The organism is Pedobacter frigidisoli (assembly GCF_004331675.1).
In the GTDB taxonomy this organism is placed as follows: Bacteria; Bacteroidota; Bacteroidia; order Sphingobacteriales; family Sphingobacteriaceae; genus Pedobacter; species Pedobacter frigidisoli.
Window position 1 is genome coordinate 185,660 of sequence record NZ_SJSN01000006.1, and the last position, 17,377, is coordinate 203,036.

Sequence of the window (17,377 nt, forward strand, 5' to 3'; positions counted from 1 at the left end):
TATTTAATTTCTTGCAGTATGCCAATTAAATAAACCCAATTGTAGCGGCAGCCCCGATTTTTTCTATCGGGCTACAGCGAAAAATGGGACTAACATTGTTTTGAAACACAGGTTTTGCTTTTCTCATAAAAATCAGAAGTTATTTGGCAAGAATAATAGCCATTAATTTTTACAACGGAAATAAATTTAGTGTAAATAGAAAATTATCAATCATTTGTGCATTTAGCATAAATATTTCAGCGCAACTACTATAAAATACCTATTACTTTCACAACATTTCACAATTTGATGTTGAATTCTTTTTGCTTAGCAGACCTTTGTAAATTTGATTGATATTAAGAATTGATACTTCAGAATATTGTATTAAACAGCCTAAACCAAAAATTATGCGTACCGGAATAATATTAACGTTTAATCTCGTTTCCCAATCTGGCGTGATTAAAGATCATAATGATCAAAAAATAAGGTTTCGAATGGAAGGATACTTTCAAAACTTTAAAAGATTTGATGTTGTACAATATGAAATTTCGATGGGTAACTCTGGATTAGTGGCTGTTGATGTTAAAATGGTTAGAGATAAACGTGGTGAAAAGGTTAATCTTTGCGCATTATCTAATTAATGAAGAAAGAGTGGATAGAATTTACGGGCAGATGGAACAAGCCTTGCCATGTTAAGGTAAGTCATTTAAAAAATATTGAGCCTTTGAAGAAAGGTACTCGGGTGACTTTAAAAAACGATGAGGTTTTAGAGTTTAAAAACGACTATGAGAGCACTGTATTTTTGTTGAGGAGCAATGGTTATCATCAGTTTTAAAAGAATAAGATTAAATATAAACCAAAAAAAAGCCATGCACCTCTGCATGGCTTATCACATTATTAAAATTTTATTATGCTTTAGCTTGAATTAAAGATTGAATTTCAGTTAATGCATTTTGAATACCATCTCTCTGTCTGTTCAATAAATCAAGATGATCGGCATGGGTTTTGGGATCTTTAAGCACCATGTCGTATTTTTCTACTGCTGCTTTCTCACCCGTTTCAATAGCTCCTAAAACCGCTGCATCTTCCTTGCTGCTTAGTGCTTCTTTAATATCAATCCACGTTCTGTGGATAGCTCCTAATATACCGCCACTTTCATTTTCTGATTCTCCACCGTGTGTAGCAACATGTGCTTTTAATTCTAGCTCATAAGCTTTACGTTCTGCCGCATATTTCAAAAAGATTGCTTTTAATTCAAAGCTGTCAGTTGTTTCGGCAGCCGATTCGTAACCTTCTTTACCGTCGTTTACAATTGACACTAAACCTTTAAGGTCGCTGATAATTTCATTATTATTTTCCATGGTATAAATTAGTTTAGTTAAAGAACCACAAAAAATTGAAAAAAGTTTGAAGTTTTACAAATTCAATACCAATCGATTAGAAAGGCTGCTAAGCTTTGGTAGAATGTAAAATACTAAAATGGACTTGTACGATGAACGTTATTTATGCAGTACAAATTGATAAAATATTAGTAACAATCAAAAAACTAAATTTATCAGGAGGATCACATCAAGAACTTCTAAAGTTTCAATTTAGTTCAGTACGACATTACACCAACAATTTAATCTTAATGGCATTGAATATCGAATCGATATGATAAAAGAAGAGGTATAGGGTAAAATTAAATCAAATGATTGTGGCTTACTACTCTATCAATTTAGCATGTGGAAGCGAAGAATAAACCTTTGACGGCCCATTTGCTTTAGGTGCTAACTGAAAAAATAACAACCAATAAGTTAGTGCCATAACCAATATACCTAGTAATGCACTGATCATATCTTTATTTCTCATAACAGCACTGTTACAAATACAATGCCGATACCCCAATTTTAGGGTATCAAATGCTAACACAATTTTGTTTACAACCCCATATACACTTTCTGTGAACATTGCATACGCAAAATGATGTTGAATATTAGTCGGGATAAATTTCATTTCTATTAAACTGATCATAAATTCTTACCTTAAGAAAAACATTTTGTATTGGATGATGTTTAAATTTCAAATCAGATAAACCTTTATGACAAACAATTTACCGCTAACTGTTAAAAGATCTATTGAGCTGCTTGGGCTCATGGCCATAGTTGCCGTAATGGTAATCGCCAGAGATATTATTATGCCAATGTTAATGGCTTTTTTCATTAGCATTATGTTATTACCTGTTTATCGTTTTTTAAAAAGAAGAAAAGTTCAAGAAACACTATCCATCATACTGCCGATACTATTGGTTGCATTATTTGTGGGCTTAATTGTTTGGTTTTTTTCCAATCAGATTGGCATTTTGGTAAAGGATTTCCCACAGATAAAGGCAAACGTTACCCAGCACATTAACTCGTTAAGTGATTGGATTAGCCGAATTACCCATTACGATGATAAAGAACAAAAAGCTTTCATTCAAGATAAGAGTGATGATTTGATGAACATGGGCACATCATTGGCGGGCGGGGCTGCTGTTACCTTAAGTGGCATATTTGTGTTCATTGGCCTGTTACCAATCTATATTTATTTAATGCTTTTCTATAAGGATATTTTACTGCGTTTTATATTTATGTGGTTTAAAACCGATGATCACCCAAAAGTGAAAGAGGCGATTTACGAAACTGAATCAATCATTAAAAGTTACCTAATTGGCCTATTGATACAAATAACGTACATGACTATTTTATTGGGCGGTATTTTGATGTTAATAGGCATAAAACACGCTTTACTAATTGGTGTAATCTTCGCCATCTTAAATTTGATTCCTTATGTTGGTGCATTAATAGGAAACCTGATAGGTGTTTTGCTAACGTTAACATCATCTCAAGAGTTATGGCCAGTAATTACCGTTTTATGTGTTATCGCTTTTGTACAGTTTTTAGATAATAATATATTGATGCCAAGAATTGTAGGCTCGAAGGTAAAAATAAATGCCTTATTTGCTATTCTTGGCGTATTTATTGGCGGAAGTATTGCCGGAGTGTCTGGTATGTTCCTCGCTCTGCCTATAGTTGCGGTTTTGAAAATTATTTTCGATCGTACAGAAATGTTTAAACAATGGGGTGTTTTGTTGGGTGATGAACGCCCAGCCAGAAGCCCAATGACATTTCCAATTTTCAGGAAAAAGAAACCCGTAGCAGTAAAAGCTGGAACAGAAAAAGGATAAATTGGATTGTATTACCTTTCACTACCACTCGATTTATAAAAAATAATTTAATAATGATAAAAACAAAAACATTACTGATTTGCTCTACCCTGTTTTTAGCAGCATGCAGTTCATCAAGTAAGGTATCGGATAAAACAAACACTGTAGATTCCTCCGGTAACGCATCAGCTCAAGTTATAGATCAAAGCACTATGGTAGGCAAACTGTCTTCACCAAAAAACGTTAAACTGGGCGAGCCTATTAATGTCAAATTTTCTGTACACAATACTGCCGATACTTCAGCAAAATTTTGCAAATGGCATACCCCTTTTGAGCGATTGATGAGTAAGTATTTAGATGTTACTTTAAGCGATGGAACTGAAGTGGATTATAAAGGGCCAATGGCTAAAAGAATTATGCCGCCTCCCGCTGATAGTTATATTTCACTTAAAGCTAAAGATAGCACAAGCGTAGACTTTAATCTTCTTGATGCTTATTCCATATCAAAAGCTGGAACTTATACCGTTAAATACAATTCGAGCAATATTAGCGGAGTAGTAGTAAAGGATAGTATAATGATCACTGTAGGAAATTAACACAAAATTGTTGTAACTAAAACCTTTAGCCTAAATCTAATGTTATATTAACAAATAAAATTGATAAGAAAATGGGATTTTTAAAAACAGCAATGATAGGCGCAGCGATTTATGCGGGCGTTAAATATATCACCAAAAAAGATCCGATCACAGGAAGATCGGTTGTAGATGACATAAAGGACAAAGCACCTGAATGGATGGAAAAAGCGAAAGATTACAAACGCGAATTTGAAACCAAGGCAACTTATGCCAAGGAAGATCTTGGAATTTAGTTATTAGTCATTAAGATAGAATGCAAAAAGCATCATCGGTTAAAACCGATGATGCTTTTTTTATTGAATCCATAAAGAGCATTATTCTTTATTATTGATTAAAATTACTTGATAAGGATGTCGTACGCAAATCTTAGAATTGTTCCGAAAACAACGATAAGAAAAAATACCCTAACAAATTTGTTGCCTTTCAACAGCGCAAGTTTGGTACCGAAATAAGCACCACCAACATTAAAAATAGCCATTGGGATTGCGTATTGAAAGAGAATATGGCCTGTAGAACTGAAGTAAATAATGGCAGCTAAATTAGTCGCGATGTTTACAATTTTGGCATGTGCACTTGCGCCAATAAAATCGAAGCCCAAAACAGCAATAAAAACTAAGATCAGAAAAGAACCAGTTCCTGGGCCAATCAATCCATCATAAAAACCAATTAGCAATCCAAATAGCGCAGCCATTAAAACCTGCTTTTTTACAGAATGATTTTTCTCTTGATGAATACCGAATTGTTTATTGAAATAGGTATAAAGTGCCACCAAAATCAGCACCACCAAAATAACTGGCTTTATTACGGCATTATCAATTCGGCTGACCAAAAAAGCACCCAAAAGTGCGGTACAAAATGCAGCACTTGCACAAGCAATCAGTATCTTAAAATTAAACTTAACTTGCTTGGAATATTTAAATGCAGCCAAAGATGTTCCTGCGATAGAGGGGATTTTGGTAGTCCCTAAAAGTGTGGCAACTGGATAATGTGGCAAAATGAGTAAGGTGGCAGGCGTTTGCAATAAACCACCGCCACCAACAATAGCATCTATAAAACCTGCTGCGAACGCAACAAGGCAAAGTAAAACCAACTCGTACATTAAGGAATAGAATTTATAGGATGGTCGGATTTCAAGATCATATCATTAAAAAAACCTAATTGAAAAGCACCATCTTCCATCATCCATTTTCCATGCAACCTTACATTCTTTCCGGAGAAGTAATTCCTAATATCAGCATCCCTGCATTTAAAACATCTGCTGTTTTCTTACTTAAATTTAAACGAAACTGTTTCTCATCACCAGCTTCTGTTTTAACAATTGGCGGAACCTCATGGTAAAATTTGTTAAAAAGCTTAGCCAGCTCATATATATAATTGGCCAAACTCGCCGGACTGTCAGCTTTAGCAGCTATTGCAATTTCTGATGGATATTTAGCCAAAAGAAGAATGATTTCCAGTTCAACTTCAGATATGCCTGAGAACTGCTCGCTGTTAGGTGCAAACTGATAATCGGCTTTGCTCAGTAAAGATTTAATCCTAGCATGTGTGTATTGAATAAACGGACCTGTATTTCCTTGAAAATCGATACTCTCAGCAGGATTAAACAGTAAACGTTTCTTAGGCTCAACTTTCAATAAGAAATATTTTAATGCTCCTAAGCCGATGTTTTTATATAATTCCTCTTTTTCCTCTTCAGTAAAATCATTGGTTTTACCCAATTCTTCCGTTTTCTCACGGGCAGTGGTAATCATACTTTCGATCAGTTCATCAGCATCTACAACAGTTCCCTCGCGGCTTTTCATTTTTCCGTTAGGCAAATCAACCATCCCGTACGATAAATGATAAAGTCCTTTTGCCCAGCTTTTACCTAATTTTTCAAGAATTAAAAACAGCACCTTAAAGTGATAATCCTGTTCATTTCCAACCACATAAATCGACTCATCCATATCGAAATCGTCGTGTTTCATTTCTGCAGTTCCTAAATCTTGTGTAATGTAAACGGAAGTTCCATCAGCACGAAGCACCAATTTTTGGTCTAAGCCATCAGCCGTTAAGTCAATCCACACCGAACCATCATCTTTCTTGAAGAAAACACCGCTTGCCAAACCTTCTTCAACCGTTCCCTTACCCAATAAATAGGTGTTGCTTTCGTAATAATATTTATCAAAATCAACCCCAAGGTTTTTATAAGTTACCGCAAACCCATCATAAACCCAGCCATTCATTTTGGTCCAGAGAGAAATAACATCTACATCGCCGGCTTCCCAATTTTGCAACATATTCTGCGCTTCCTTAATTAAAGGCGCATTTTTCTTGGCTTCATCTTCAGTTTGCCCCTCTGCTTTTAAAGCCTCAATTTCCTTTTTGTATTCCTTATCAAAAATCACATAGTACTTTCCAACAAGGTGGTCACCTTTTAAACCTGTGCTTTCCGGTGTTTCGTCATTACCCCATTTTTGCCAAGCCAGCATCGATTTACAAATGTGGATTCCCCTATCATTTACCAAATTAACTTTAACCACATCGTAGCCATAAGCTTTTAGCAACTCAGAAACGGAGTAACCCAATAAATTATTACGAACATGACCTAAATGTAAAGGCTTGTTGGTATTTGGAGAAGAATATTCTACCATTACCTTTTTTCCATTCGATGGATAAACGCCGAAATCAGTAGCTAAGATTTCTTTATTAAATTGGTTTAAGAAATAACTTTCCGCAATGCTTAAGTTTAAAAAGCCCTTTACAACGTTAAATTTAGTTATATCCTCAACGTTGGCGACCAAATATGCGCCAATTTCACTGGCAGTTTGCTCAGGCGATTTTTTCGAAATCTTTGTAATCGGAAAAACAACAATCGTTGCTTGGCCTTCAAATTCTTTACGGGTATCTTGTATGTTAATGACACTTTCGGCAACTTCTTCCTTGTAAAGTTCAAGAATGGCTTTCTGTGTTTCGGCAATAATAAAATTCATGGCGTAAAAATAGGGAAAAAGTCCGAAAGTCAGGAGTCAGAGGTCTGAAGTTCAATTCTCGATTATATTTTATAAGTGCGATGACACCATCTTGATACATAGTTGATAGTTTTTAGTGTAATCCGGATTTCCAATACATCGTTTTGATTAGGCTCAACATCTTCTGACTTCGGTCTTCGGACATCGGACTTTTAAAAAATTCTAATAGCTTTGTATCACTAACTTATTTATGAGCGGAGAAAATCAAAATTTTAAAGTCAACGTAAAGACCGAAATCGGCAGGTTGCGTAAGTTGTTAATCCACAGTCCAGATAGTGGTTTGGGCAAAGTAGTACCATCGAAAGCACAAGATTGGCTTTTTGAGGATATTGTGCATTTAGATACCATCCGTAAAGGCGAATACGATTATTATATTAAGTTATTGATGTACTTTCTTGATCCTGAAAAAATAAAAGGAAAGTTGGCTAAGATAGATTCCGAAGAAGATAATCGAAATTTCTACAAACCGAATCATCCAGATTTTCATAATTCAACTTCGGTAATCGAGATTCAAAATCTTTTAAGCGAAATGCTGGAGAATGAATCTATCCGTAAGAAATTAGTAGCGGCGGTTTGCGCAATTGAGGGCTGTACTTATAAGGTACAAATGGAGTTGACCAATACCGACCCAAAACAATTGGCAGAGATTTTCATTTCAGGAACGCTGGCAAACGATACCATGATTTTTGCGCCAATCCCGAATTTAATTTTTACCCGTGATGTAGGAACGACAATTAATAATCATATTTTATTAAACAAGCCCGCAAAAAAAGCCCGCGTTCGCGAAACCCTTTTAATGCGTTATATTTTCTTCAATCACCCCCTATTCGAAAATTACAGAAATAACATTCTGGAAATACCTGATGTTACCATGCACTTTTTACGCCCCGGAGATGAACCAGCTTTTAGCACCACTTTAGAAGGTGGCGATGTAATGATGGTAAGTCCGAACCATGTATTAATAGGCTGTAGTGAGCGAACATCAGAACATGGGGCAAACGAGGCCATAAAATTGTTGTTCGATAATGATGTGGTGGAGAAAGTAACTGTAGTTAAAATTCCGAGCAAACGCGATTACATGCACTTAGATACAGTTTTTACGCAGGTTAAACGCAATACTTGGGTAATCTTAAACTCAATTGCCCATTCACCAAAATACAACCCTTACGAACCAATTAACTTTTTAAAGGAACCAGAAAGATTAGAATCAACTACGGCCATTCAGTTTACAAAAGCAAATCCTGGGGAGCCAAAACACTTTGAACATGTAGAGGCTTTGTTAAACGACATTAGTCAGAATGATTTAAAAAGCAGTGAGCCTACTAAAATTATCTACAGTGGAAACAATCAGTTCCCTTACGATTCGAGAGAACAATGGACAGATTCTTGCAACCTCCTTGCCATTAAAGAAGGTGTGGTTTTAGGATATGATAGAAACGATAAAACGGTTGATGCCTTTAAAGATGCAGGTTTTACAATTGTGGATGTAAAAGATCTAATTCAGGATTTAGAAAGTGGAAAAGCAAATACCGAAACCATTACCGATACTTTAATTTTAATGCCATCGGCAGAATTATCTCGTGCCCGTGGTGGTTTCCATTGTATGAGTTTACCGATTTTAAGAGATGATTTGTAAATGTGAAATGTAAGATGGTTGATGGATAATGGTGAACTGGCCATTTAAATCTTGATACTTGATACTAAATACTTGATACTAAAATGCAAATAACCAATCACATCCTAATGATTCGCCCAGTTGATTTCAAATTCAATGAGCAAACAGCAGGCAATAATAAATTTCAAGTTGCATCAACCGAGAGCGATGTACAAACACAAGCATTAAAAGAGTTTGACGGCTTCGTTACTTTGCTTGAGGAAAATGGAGTTGATGTAACCGTTGTTGACGATACTTTGCATCCCGAAACACCAGATTCTATTTTCCCAAACAATTGGGTTTCTTTTCATGAAGATGGTTCTGTTTTTCTTTATCCGATGTTTTCTGAGAACCGCAGATTAGAGCGTAGAAAAGAAATATTGGATGGCTTAAAAGATAAATTTGAGGTGAGCCATATAAGCGATTTGAGTTTTTACGAAATGCAATATGCTTTTTTAGAAGGCACTGGAAGCATGGTTTTAGATCGTACAAATAAAATTGCGTACGCATGCTTAAGCGTTCGAACAGATGAAGAGGTATTGAATAATTTCTGTATGCTCACAGGTTATCAGCCCGTAGCATTTCAAGCGGTAGATAATACAAATTTCCCCATATACCACACCAATGTAATGATGTGCATTGGCGATAAATTCGCTGTGATTTGTTTAGATAGCATCAAAAACTCGAAAGAAAGAGAACAGGTGGCTTTGAACTTAATCGACAGCGGAAAAGAAATTATAGAAATTAGCTTGGATCAGATGAATCATTTCGCTGGGAATATGTTACAGGTTTCGAATGCAAGCAGTGAAAGTTTATTGGTAATGTCTGAGCAAGCCTATTTGTCTTTAGCCGAAGAACAAGTAATTAAACTGAAAATATACAACAGAATTATTTATGCACCGCTTTACACCATTGAAAAAAATGGTGGCGGTAGCGCAAGGTGCATGCTTGCAGAAATTCATTTGCCCATGAGATAGTTATATGCTAAAGCCAATCGGAATGACATAAGATCAAATTTTAAAACACTTTGCATAACGCTACAAGATTTACAGAAAAAGGAATTACAGTTAGCGGGTTTCATGAGGGAAATTTCAGAATACTGCTATTCAGCTGGATGGATGTTGAATTTAGAATACGCATTGTGGGATGCCTTACTGAATGGAAAAAGAAAATATGGACAATCCATTATCTCGGAAATTGATATTGAAATCCTGATCAAACTCTAAACTGATGCTGACGCTTGGATCATATTTGATGACCAGAGAGAAGAAACGACAATAAGCTTAAAAAATTGGAATGAAAAGTTTGAAAATGAACTACAGAAAGACAAAAGGATTATTAATGGTTAATCCAACGGCTGGTTGGTGAACCATCAACCATGGAATCCACTATTATTCGCACATGCCATTTCTTTACCGTCGGTTTCAACCGAGGATTTATTAAAGTGTTTTGCAATTAAAACATAAATAGTAGCGTATACAGATTTATTTAAACCTGATGGATTGAGCACAAATCCCGATTTTTCAATCGGGAGAAGTAAAACGGACAGCAGGACGAACATAAATCGAAATACAGGTCTCCTATCAGCTGGTGTCCTCACTCGCCGAAATATTCGCCCAACCACAATTTATCCAATCTACACGTCACAATTTATTCCGAATAGTTTTCTTACTTTCGCCAAAAACCAAGCAGTTTATATGTCTTTAGCACAAGAATTACAATCACGATCGGGTAACAAATGCGAATTGTGCACTTCGGAGATTGCACTAGTTATTTACGAAGTACCTCCAATGAGCAATGCGAATAGCGATAATAGCATTTTGGTTTGTAAAACTTGCTTAGATCAGATTGAAAAAACAGAACAACTTAACGCTGACCACTGGGAAATATTGATCGAAACCATGTGGTCTGAATTTTCTCCTGTACAGGTTGTTGCTTGGAGAATGTTAAGTAGATTGAGAAGTGAAGGGTGGGCAGCTGATAGTTTAGATATTTTATATCTTGAAGATGAAACACTAGAATGGGCTAAAAAAACCGGCGACCATGAACAAGATGGAACAGTAGAATTCCATCAAGACTGTAATGGAACACGTTTATATGAAGGAGACACGGTTGTATTAGTAAAAACATTAGATATTAAAGGCTCAACTTTGAGCGCAAAGCTAGGAACTGTTGTCAAAAACATTCGATTGGTGCAAGACAATGTCGAACAAATTGAAGGCAAGGTAGACGGACAAACAATTGTAATTTTGACTAAATACCTAAGAAAGGGTTAGCATTTGTTTTAATCAAGTCGGTATCCCGAATTTATTTTGGCCTCAAGGAAAGAAAAACATTAAATTAAACATATTCCCCTAATTTAATATTACTAAGCTGATGGGGCATAAAAATTCCTCAAATTTTCGCAGTTAAATCCAAACTTTGTTAGCAAGGAAACCGCATCGCCGATTTTATCAAGGCTAGAATCTATCCTTAGAATTTTATCAGCTTCTGTTAGATCTACACTCCAAGTTGCTCCCAAAAGCAAATTATTTAAATGTTTAGCAATTTTATTAAGCTCCACTCTTGTTTGAATATTGGTTTTAAAAAAAGAAATCATGGGAAAATTTTTAAGGTTTCTATAGTTTAAGACGAATGAACGTTAGAATTACTTTAAATAACTTTAGGAAATCAATTTAGTTTGATTATAGCTAAATAAATACAATTGTTTATCTTAATATGTTGTTGTGGTTGAGTCCAGATGAGCCTCATCGCTATCCAAAATCTTTAATAGCTGCAAAAACAGTATTGATTAAACCCGATGGAAGTGAGCACGTTGCCGATTTTCTCGGCTTCGTAAAATGGACAGCGGGGCCAGAGTAACCGATATCTATTGGACCCTGCTTTTCAAATAAAAAACCATTCTGATATCTAAATTTATAACGAAAACAATTTCTACAAAAAATTTGTCTTTAGCCCAAGCGTTTCTCTACAGTAAAAATATTTTCAATAAAGATTAATTCTCGATTTAAAATTACATTTTTGCAAAAAATATTTAATAAGTAAATGCAGAGTTACTCAGAATTTCTTGATCTAAGTGTTGGCTTTCCACAGGAAGGTTTTGATGTTATAGATGATGAATTATATTTTCAGGATTTGAACCTGATGGAAATGATAGAAACGTATGGTACTCCTCTGCGTTTCACGTACTTACCAATGGTAAGCAAGAAAATTCAACAAGCGAAGATTCTTTTCCAAACTGCCATTTTAAAGAATAATTATCGTGGCGATTACAAGTATTGCTATTGTACGAAAAGTTCGCACTTTAAACACATTGTAGAAGAAGCACTTAAGAACAATATTCACCTTGAAACTTCATCGGCTTTCGACATGCCGATGATTGAGGCACTTGAGAAAAAAGGTGTTTTAAGTAAAGACACAACCATTATTTGTAATGGTTTTAAAACCTATCAATACAAGCAATATATTATTGATATGTTGCATGATGGTTATACGAATATCATCCCTGTATTGGATAACAAAGAGGAATTTAACCTTTTTGATGATGAAGTTGACATTGATACGCCCTGTAACTTAGGTATACGCATTGCAGCTGAGGAACAACCAGACTCGCAATTTTATACTTCGCGGTTGGGCGTTCGTATGGAAGATATTATCGATTTTTATAACAATAAAATCGTCCATAATCCGAATTTCAGGGTGAAATTACTGCATTTCTTTATCAACTCGGGTATTACCGATTCGCCATATTATTGGAACGAATTAGAGAAATATGTAACGCTTTATTGCAAGTTCAAAAAGATAAATCCTGATTTAGATACTTTGGATATTGGTGGTGGTATGCCATTTAAAGATTCGTTGGTTTTCGATTTCGATTACGAGTATATGGTAAACGAAATTGTAAAACGAATTAAGGAAATTTGTGCCATCCATGATGTTATGGAGCCAGATATTATTACCGAATTTGGAAAATATACAGTTGCTGAAGCTTCTGGAATTTTATACAAGGTTTTAGGCCGTAAGCAACAGAACGATCGTGAGCGTTGGTTAATGTTAGATGGTTCTTTCATTACGAATTTACCTGATGTTTGGGCTTTGAACCAAAAATACATTTTATTGCCAATAAATAATTGGGATGCTGAATACGAACGTGTAAACTTAGGTGGTATCACTTGCGATGGTCAGGATTATTACAACCAAGAGGCACACATGAACAGTGTATTTATGCCTAAAACACGTAAAGTACAATACTTAGGATTTTTCCATACCGGTGCTTATCAGGAGGTTTTGAGTGGTTACGGAGGTATTCATCACTGTTTATTACCTAGCCCGAAACACGTTTTAATTCGCAGAAATAGAGATGAGAGTTTTAATTTCGAGGTTTTTGGTGAAGAGCAGAATAGTAAGCAAGTGCTGAAAATATTGGGCTATTAAGTTTTCTAGTTTTAACCGCAAAGAACGCTATTTTTTTAACTACGAAGACGCAAAGAACACAAAGGTGGCCGCTTAGAATAGGTTTTACAACGAACGCTAAGAGTAGTTTAACCGCAAAAAACGCTAAGCATATTTAACCACTAATACGCAAAGAACACAAAGTTAGGCGCTTAGTTTTTTGGAGAAATCTTCATTCCTTCTATTCAAGGAGAGGGACAATAAATAATTTGCCAAACCACAAACTTTAATATGATGAGGTTTTATAACGAACGCTAAGAAATAAAGCAAAATGCAATATTTCTTAGCGTTTTTTACGTTCGTAATTGAACAGCCTGCCTCGACTTTTCGCGAAAGCAATTTTCAACGTTGGGTTTAAAGCGATGGCATTAAGATTACTTCATGCTTTTTAATTAGTGGATTTTGCAAAATATTTTCTTTGTGTTTCTTTGCGAAATTTTCTTTGCTAACTTAGCGGTTAGTTAAAGAACTTGATATGCAATTCGGTAAAGTAGAAGACCCATCGATTATAGATTTCACACTTCCTGCAGATGCTCCTGAAACTGCAGGCATATTGGCAAAAAACAAACCTAAGCAAGATTTTCAGGCTTTTGTTGGTTGCGCCAAGTGGAATAAAGCCGATTTAAAGGGGTTTTATCCGAAAGGAACAAAAGATGAGCTGACCTACTATTCCACGCAGTTCAATTCAATTGAATTAAATGCAACTTTTTACGGGATGCCAAGCAGCGAACAGGTAATTACCTGGACAAACAAAACACCTGCTGATTTTAAGTTCTTTCCTAAACTAACCAATACAATTAGTCATTTTAAAAGATTAATTAACGTTAAGGAGCCTATTGAACAATACTGTGATGCCATTAGTAACTTCGAGGATAAACTTGGAATGGCTTTTCTTCAGCTGCATGATAACTTTAAACCAAAGGATTTTGAAAGGCTAAAAATCGTTGTTCAAGAATTCCCGAAAGTAATTCCATTGGGGGTTGAGGTAAGAAATGAAGAATGGTTTTCCAATCCTACAATTGCAAATGAATTCGCTAATTTATTTGAAGATAAAGGCATTGCGAATATAATTGTAGATACTGCTGGTCGCAGAGATATGCTACACATGAGGTTAACTACGCCAACTGCTTTTATTCGCTATGTTGGCGCAAATCATGAAAGTGATTATGCTCGTTTAGATAAGTGGATTGATAGAATTGTTAAGTGGAAAGAACAAGGTTTGCAAAATCTATATTTCTTTGTTCACCAAAATGTAGAACTGGCTTCGCCCTTATTATCTGCGTATTTTATAGAGAAATTAAATAAGGCTGTAGGCACAGATTTGGATATTCCAGTGATGGCTAGTGGCAATACTCCGCAAACCTTATTTTAAGAATATTATCATTTTGAGCTTGTCAGATAGTTTAAAAAAGCAGTTTCGACGAGCTCAAATGGCTATATTACTCTGGTCAGTATGGTTTCTAGTGCTTTTGTTTCTTCTTCACCAGGCATGATATTATAAGCTAAAAAGACAATCTCATCATTACTAATAATCTGCAGTTCGGTACGCCAGCCAAAAAGCTGATCGCCATATTCGGGATTTCCCCAAGATCCTAAAATGGAAAAGCCATTTTCAGTTGCATCACCTGTTGCCTGCATAATCTGCGTGCCCATGTGGAAACTATCTATCCAGCTAAAAGTAAATTTCTGATAAGGAATATCGAAACCAATAATCATTTTACCCGCTAAAGGCTTCCTTTCTAAGCTACTTCGATAATCGTAAGAAATAAATCGACAATCTAAAATTGATGAAATTTCTGCTTCTGTTGGAGATTCATCAACTAAAACATCTTTCTCAAACCAAGTTTTAGAAGTTCCTTTCCAACTACCTACCAAACTTTTAATTTGCTGATGAGCACCATCTTCTAGTGATTGCTCGAATTTGCTTTTTGCCATACTCAAACTTATAAAAATTTAAACTGGTTTGAAAACTGATAATTGACAAGTGTAAATTTATTTACTTATCTTGTTTTATGCTAAAAACGCTAGACCTTAGTCAAGTAATTGTGCTCGATATAGAAACTGTTCCACAGTATTCATGCTATGATGATGTACCTCCCTATTTGCAAGAGCTTTGGGAACATAAAACTTATTTTCAAAGAAAACCAGATCAAGGAGCGGATGAATTTTATGAAAGAGCTGGGATATTTGCAGAATTTGGTAAGATCATTTGTATCAGCTTGGGCATTTTTAGCTATCAAAATAAATCTTATTCACTTCGAATCAAATCAATAGCGGGGCACGATGAAAGAGAAATTTTACAACAATTCTCAAATTTAATGGATAAACAAATTCCGACATTAAAGTTTTGCGCACATAATGGAAAAGAATTCGACTATCCTTATTTATGTCGAAGACTAATTGTTAATGGAATTGAAATACCTATCCAATTGCAAATATCAGGTAAAAAGCCATGGGAAATAAATCATTTAGACACTATGGAACTTTGGAAATTTGGCGACTATAAAAATTTCACCTCGCTAAATCTTTTGGCGGCAATATTAAACATCCCTACTCCAAAGGATGATATAGATGGTGGCCAGGTTAGGCAAGTTTATTACGAAGAACAAAATTTAGATCGCATTGTAACTTACTGTCAAAAAGATGTAGTAACTACAGCACAAGTGCTGCTAAAATTTAAGGGAATGGAAATAATTCCAGTAGAAAACATTACCATTGTATCCTGATGCTAAACGTTGAAAACTTAACTATCGATTTCTATAATCAAGATGAAAAAACTTGGTTTAAAGCTGTAAAACAGATCAGTTTTAATGTTAAAAAAGGTACGGTTTTAGGTATTGTTGGTGAATCTGGTTCAGGAAAATCGGTAACTTCCTTTTCCATTATGCGTTTGCATGATGAAAGATCGGCAAAAATTACTGGCGATATTGATTTTGAGGACATCAGTCTTCTAAAATTAAGTTCAAACGAAATTCGTCAAATTAGAGGAAACCAAATCTCGATGATTTTTCAGGAGCCCATGACCTCACTCAATCCTGTTTTTACATGTGGCGAGCAAGTAGCAGAAGCCATCATTTTGCATCAAAAAGTTGATAAACAAACGGCCAAACAAAAAACCATTGAGCTTTTTAATGAAGTTCAACTTCCTCGGCCTGAAAAGATATTTGATAGCTATCCACATCAAATTTCAGGGGGACAAAAACAAAGGGTAATGATTGCGATGGCTTTAAGCTGCAACCCGAAACTATTAATTGCCGATGAGCCTACAACTGCACTCGATGTAACCGTTCAAAAAACCATTCTTCAATTGCTTTTAAAGTTGAAGGAAGAGCGTAATATGGCGATGATCTTTATCTCACACGATTTAGGTGTGGTAAATGAAATTGCCGATGAAGTTGCGGTAATGTATAAAGGTGAAATTGTAGAGCAAGGGCCTGCAAAATCCATATTCGAAAATCCTCAACATCCATACACAAAAGGATTGCTCGCTTGTCGCCCATCGCCAAGTCTGCAATTGAAAAAGCTACCAGTTGTAGCAGATTTTTTGACAGGAAAGATTGATGATGCATCGGCTCATCTACAGGCATCGAATCGATTAACGGCAGAAGAAATCGCATCACGAAGAGAATTGCTTTATGCCCAAAAGCCATTATTACAAATTAAGGATTTATGCACATGGTATCCTATAAACAATGGTTTATTTGGTAAAACGAAAGATTATGTAAAAGCTGTTGATCAAATTAATTTTGATGTTTTTCCAGGAGAAACACTCGGCTTAGTTGGCGAATCTGGTTGCGGTAAAACAACGCTTGGAAGAACAATTTTAAGGTTAATCCAACCCACAGTAGGAAGTATAATTTTTAACGATGAGAATATCACGAACATCAGCAGAGCTGAATTAAGAAAGCTGAGAAAAGATATACAAATCATTTTTCAAGATCCATATGCTTCACTAAACCCAAAACTTAGTATTGGTCAATCCATCTTGGAGCCTTTACAAGTTCACAATCTATTTAAAAATGATGCTGAACGAAAGCAAAAGGTTTTAGAATTGCTTAATAAGGTAGGTTTAAAAAAAGAACATTTCAATCGCTATCCTCACGAATTTAGCGGTGGCCAAAGGCAGCGGGTGGTAATTGCTCGAGCGCTAGCATTGGAGCCTAAATTCATCATCTGTGATGAATCGGTTTCAGCCTTAGATGTTTCTGTTCAAGCTCAGGTTTTAAACCTCCTTAAAGATCTTCAACGCGAATTTGGGCTAACATACATTTTCATCTCTCACGATTTAGCCGTGGTGAAACACATTTCCGATCGTATCTTGGTAATGAATAAAGGCAAGATTGAAGAAGAGGGATTTCCAGAACAGATATTTTATGCTCCAAAAGCTGAATACACCAAGAAGTTAATCGAAGCTATTCCAAGCTCTTGATGGAAAATGTATTGATGTAAGATGGATAATGGA

At 35.5% G+C, this 17,377-nt stretch carries 18 protein-coding genes; 13 read left to right on the forward strand and 5 right to left on the reverse strand.

The window, feature by feature from the left end:
- The first annotated feature begins 473 nt into the window (after window positions 1-473).
- Both EZ449_RS23030 and EZ449_RS09265 read left to right on the forward strand, forming a co-directional pair.
- A complete protein-coding gene (locus EZ449_RS23030) occupies window positions 474-620 on the forward strand; it encodes a hypothetical protein (RefSeq protein ID WP_225872275.1) in 147 nt (48 codons plus the stop codon).
- Window positions 620-814 carry a hypothetical protein gene (locus tag EZ449_RS09265; protein WP_131557963.1) on the forward strand — a complete coding sequence of 65 codons (195 nt, stop codon included), beginning with the start codon at window positions 620-622 and terminating at the stop codon, window positions 812-814. The genes EZ449_RS23030 and EZ449_RS09265 overlap by 1 nt, the downstream gene beginning before the upstream one ends.
- Window positions 815-887: 73 nt before the next feature.
- On the opposite strand, the gene EZ449_RS09270 is transcribed toward EZ449_RS09265, so the two are convergent.
- Window positions 888-1,340: a ferritin-like domain-containing protein gene (locus tag EZ449_RS09270; RefSeq protein WP_131557965.1), complete on the reverse strand. Its 453-nt coding sequence runs from the start codon at window positions 1,338-1,340 to the stop codon at window positions 888-890.
- Between the two features lie 719 nt (window positions 1,341-2,059).
- Between EZ449_RS09270 and EZ449_RS09275 the strand changes: the two genes are divergently transcribed.
- From EZ449_RS09275 to EZ449_RS09285, 3 genes are all read left to right on the forward strand, one after another.
- Window positions 2,060-3,184 carry an AI-2E family transporter gene (locus tag EZ449_RS09275; protein WP_131557967.1) on the forward strand — a complete coding sequence of 375 codons (1,125 nt, stop codon included), beginning with the start codon at window positions 2,060-2,062 and terminating at the stop codon, window positions 3,182-3,184.
- 53 nt (window positions 3,185-3,237) lie between these two features.
- The gene (locus EZ449_RS09280) at window positions 3,238-3,759 is read left to right on the forward strand and encodes a protease (RefSeq protein ID WP_131557969.1); all 522 of its coding nucleotides are present in this window, start codon (window positions 3,238-3,240) and stop codon (window positions 3,757-3,759) included.
- A gap of 71 nt (window positions 3,760-3,830) precedes the next feature.
- Window positions 3,831-4,031: a YtxH domain-containing protein gene (locus EZ449_RS09285; RefSeq protein WP_131557971.1), complete on the forward strand. Its 201-nt coding sequence runs from the start codon at window positions 3,831-3,833 to the stop codon at window positions 4,029-4,031.
- Between the two features lie 104 nt (window positions 4,032-4,135).
- Here the strand turns inward: EZ449_RS09285 and EZ449_RS09290 are convergent, their stop codons facing one another.
- Both EZ449_RS09290 and argS read right to left on the reverse strand, forming a co-directional pair.
- Window positions 4,136-4,897 (reverse strand): sulfite exporter TauE/SafE family protein, encoded by a 762-nt coding sequence (locus EZ449_RS09290; RefSeq protein ID WP_131557973.1) that lies wholly within the window; start codon window positions 4,895-4,897, stop codon window positions 4,136-4,138.
- Window positions 4,898-4,997: 100 nt separating this feature from the next.
- Window positions 4,998-6,770, reverse strand: coding sequence for an arginine--tRNA ligase (gene argS / locus EZ449_RS09295; protein WP_131557975.1), 1,773 nt, complete (start codon window positions 6,768-6,770; stop codon window positions 4,998-5,000).
- A 229-nt stretch (window positions 6,771-6,999) separates the two neighbouring features.
- Here argS and EZ449_RS09300 point away from each other — a divergent pair, with 229 nt between their 5' ends.
- The 4 genes from EZ449_RS09300 to EZ449_RS09310 all read left to right on the forward strand — a co-directional run bounded on the left by EZ449_RS09300 (window position 7,000) and on the right by EZ449_RS09310 (window position 10,739).
- Window positions 7,000-8,445: an arginine deiminase family protein gene (locus tag EZ449_RS09300; RefSeq protein WP_131557977.1), complete on the forward strand. Its 1,446-nt coding sequence runs from the start codon at window positions 7,000-7,002 to the stop codon at window positions 8,443-8,445.
- Window positions 8,446-8,528: 83 nt separating this feature from the next.
- A complete protein-coding gene (gene ctlX / locus EZ449_RS09305; RefSeq protein ID WP_131557979.1) occupies window positions 8,529-9,440 on the forward strand; it encodes a citrulline utilization hydrolase CtlX in 912 nt (303 codons plus the stop codon).
- A gap of 102 nt (window positions 9,441-9,542) precedes the next feature.
- Window positions 9,543-9,689 carry a hypothetical protein gene (locus tag EZ449_RS22635; RefSeq protein WP_165499728.1) on the forward strand — a complete coding sequence of 49 codons (147 nt, stop codon included), beginning with the start codon at window positions 9,543-9,545 and terminating at the stop codon, window positions 9,687-9,689.
- Window positions 9,690-9,965: 276 nt separating this feature from the next.
- On the forward strand, window positions 9,966-10,739 hold the full coding sequence (locus EZ449_RS09310) for a PhnA domain-containing protein (protein WP_225872276.1): 774 nt from the start codon (window positions 9,966-9,968) through the stop codon (window positions 10,737-10,739).
- Window positions 10,740-10,831: 92 nt separating this feature from the next.
- Here EZ449_RS09310 and EZ449_RS09315 read toward each other — a convergent pair whose 3' ends face one another.
- A complete protein-coding gene (locus tag EZ449_RS09315) occupies window positions 10,832-11,062 on the reverse strand; it encodes a hypothetical protein (protein WP_131557981.1) in 231 nt (76 codons plus the stop codon).
- Window positions 11,063-11,508: 446 nt separating this feature from the next.
- Between EZ449_RS09315 and EZ449_RS09320 the strand changes: the two genes are divergently transcribed.
- The gene (locus EZ449_RS09320; RefSeq protein ID WP_131557983.1) at window positions 11,509-12,897 is read left to right on the forward strand and encodes an arginine decarboxylase; all 1,389 of its coding nucleotides are present in this window, start codon (window positions 11,509-11,511) and stop codon (window positions 12,895-12,897) included.
- Between the two features lie 493 nt (window positions 12,898-13,390).
- Window positions 13,391-14,287, forward strand: coding sequence for a DUF72 domain-containing protein (locus tag EZ449_RS09325; RefSeq protein WP_131557985.1), 897 nt, complete (start codon window positions 13,391-13,393; stop codon window positions 14,285-14,287).
- Between the two features lie 62 nt (window positions 14,288-14,349).
- On the opposite strand, the gene EZ449_RS09330 is transcribed toward EZ449_RS09325, so the two are convergent.
- Window positions 14,350-14,850: a DUF1579 family protein gene (locus EZ449_RS09330; RefSeq protein WP_131557987.1), complete on the reverse strand. Its 501-nt coding sequence runs from the start codon at window positions 14,848-14,850 to the stop codon at window positions 14,350-14,352.
- A 77-nt stretch (window positions 14,851-14,927) separates the two neighbouring features.
- Between EZ449_RS09330 and EZ449_RS09335 the strand changes: the two genes are divergently transcribed.
- Entirely contained in the window at window positions 14,928-15,641 is a 714-nt protein-coding gene (locus tag EZ449_RS09335) for a 3'-5' exonuclease (RefSeq protein ID WP_131557989.1), read from the forward strand.
- The gene (locus EZ449_RS09340) at window positions 15,641-17,344 is read left to right on the forward strand and encodes an ABC transporter ATP-binding protein (RefSeq protein ID WP_131557991.1); all 1,704 of its coding nucleotides are present in this window, start codon (window positions 15,641-15,643) and stop codon (window positions 17,342-17,344) included. The genes EZ449_RS09335 and EZ449_RS09340 overlap by 1 nt, the downstream gene beginning before the upstream one ends.
- Window positions 17,345-17,377 lie beyond the last annotated feature (33 nt).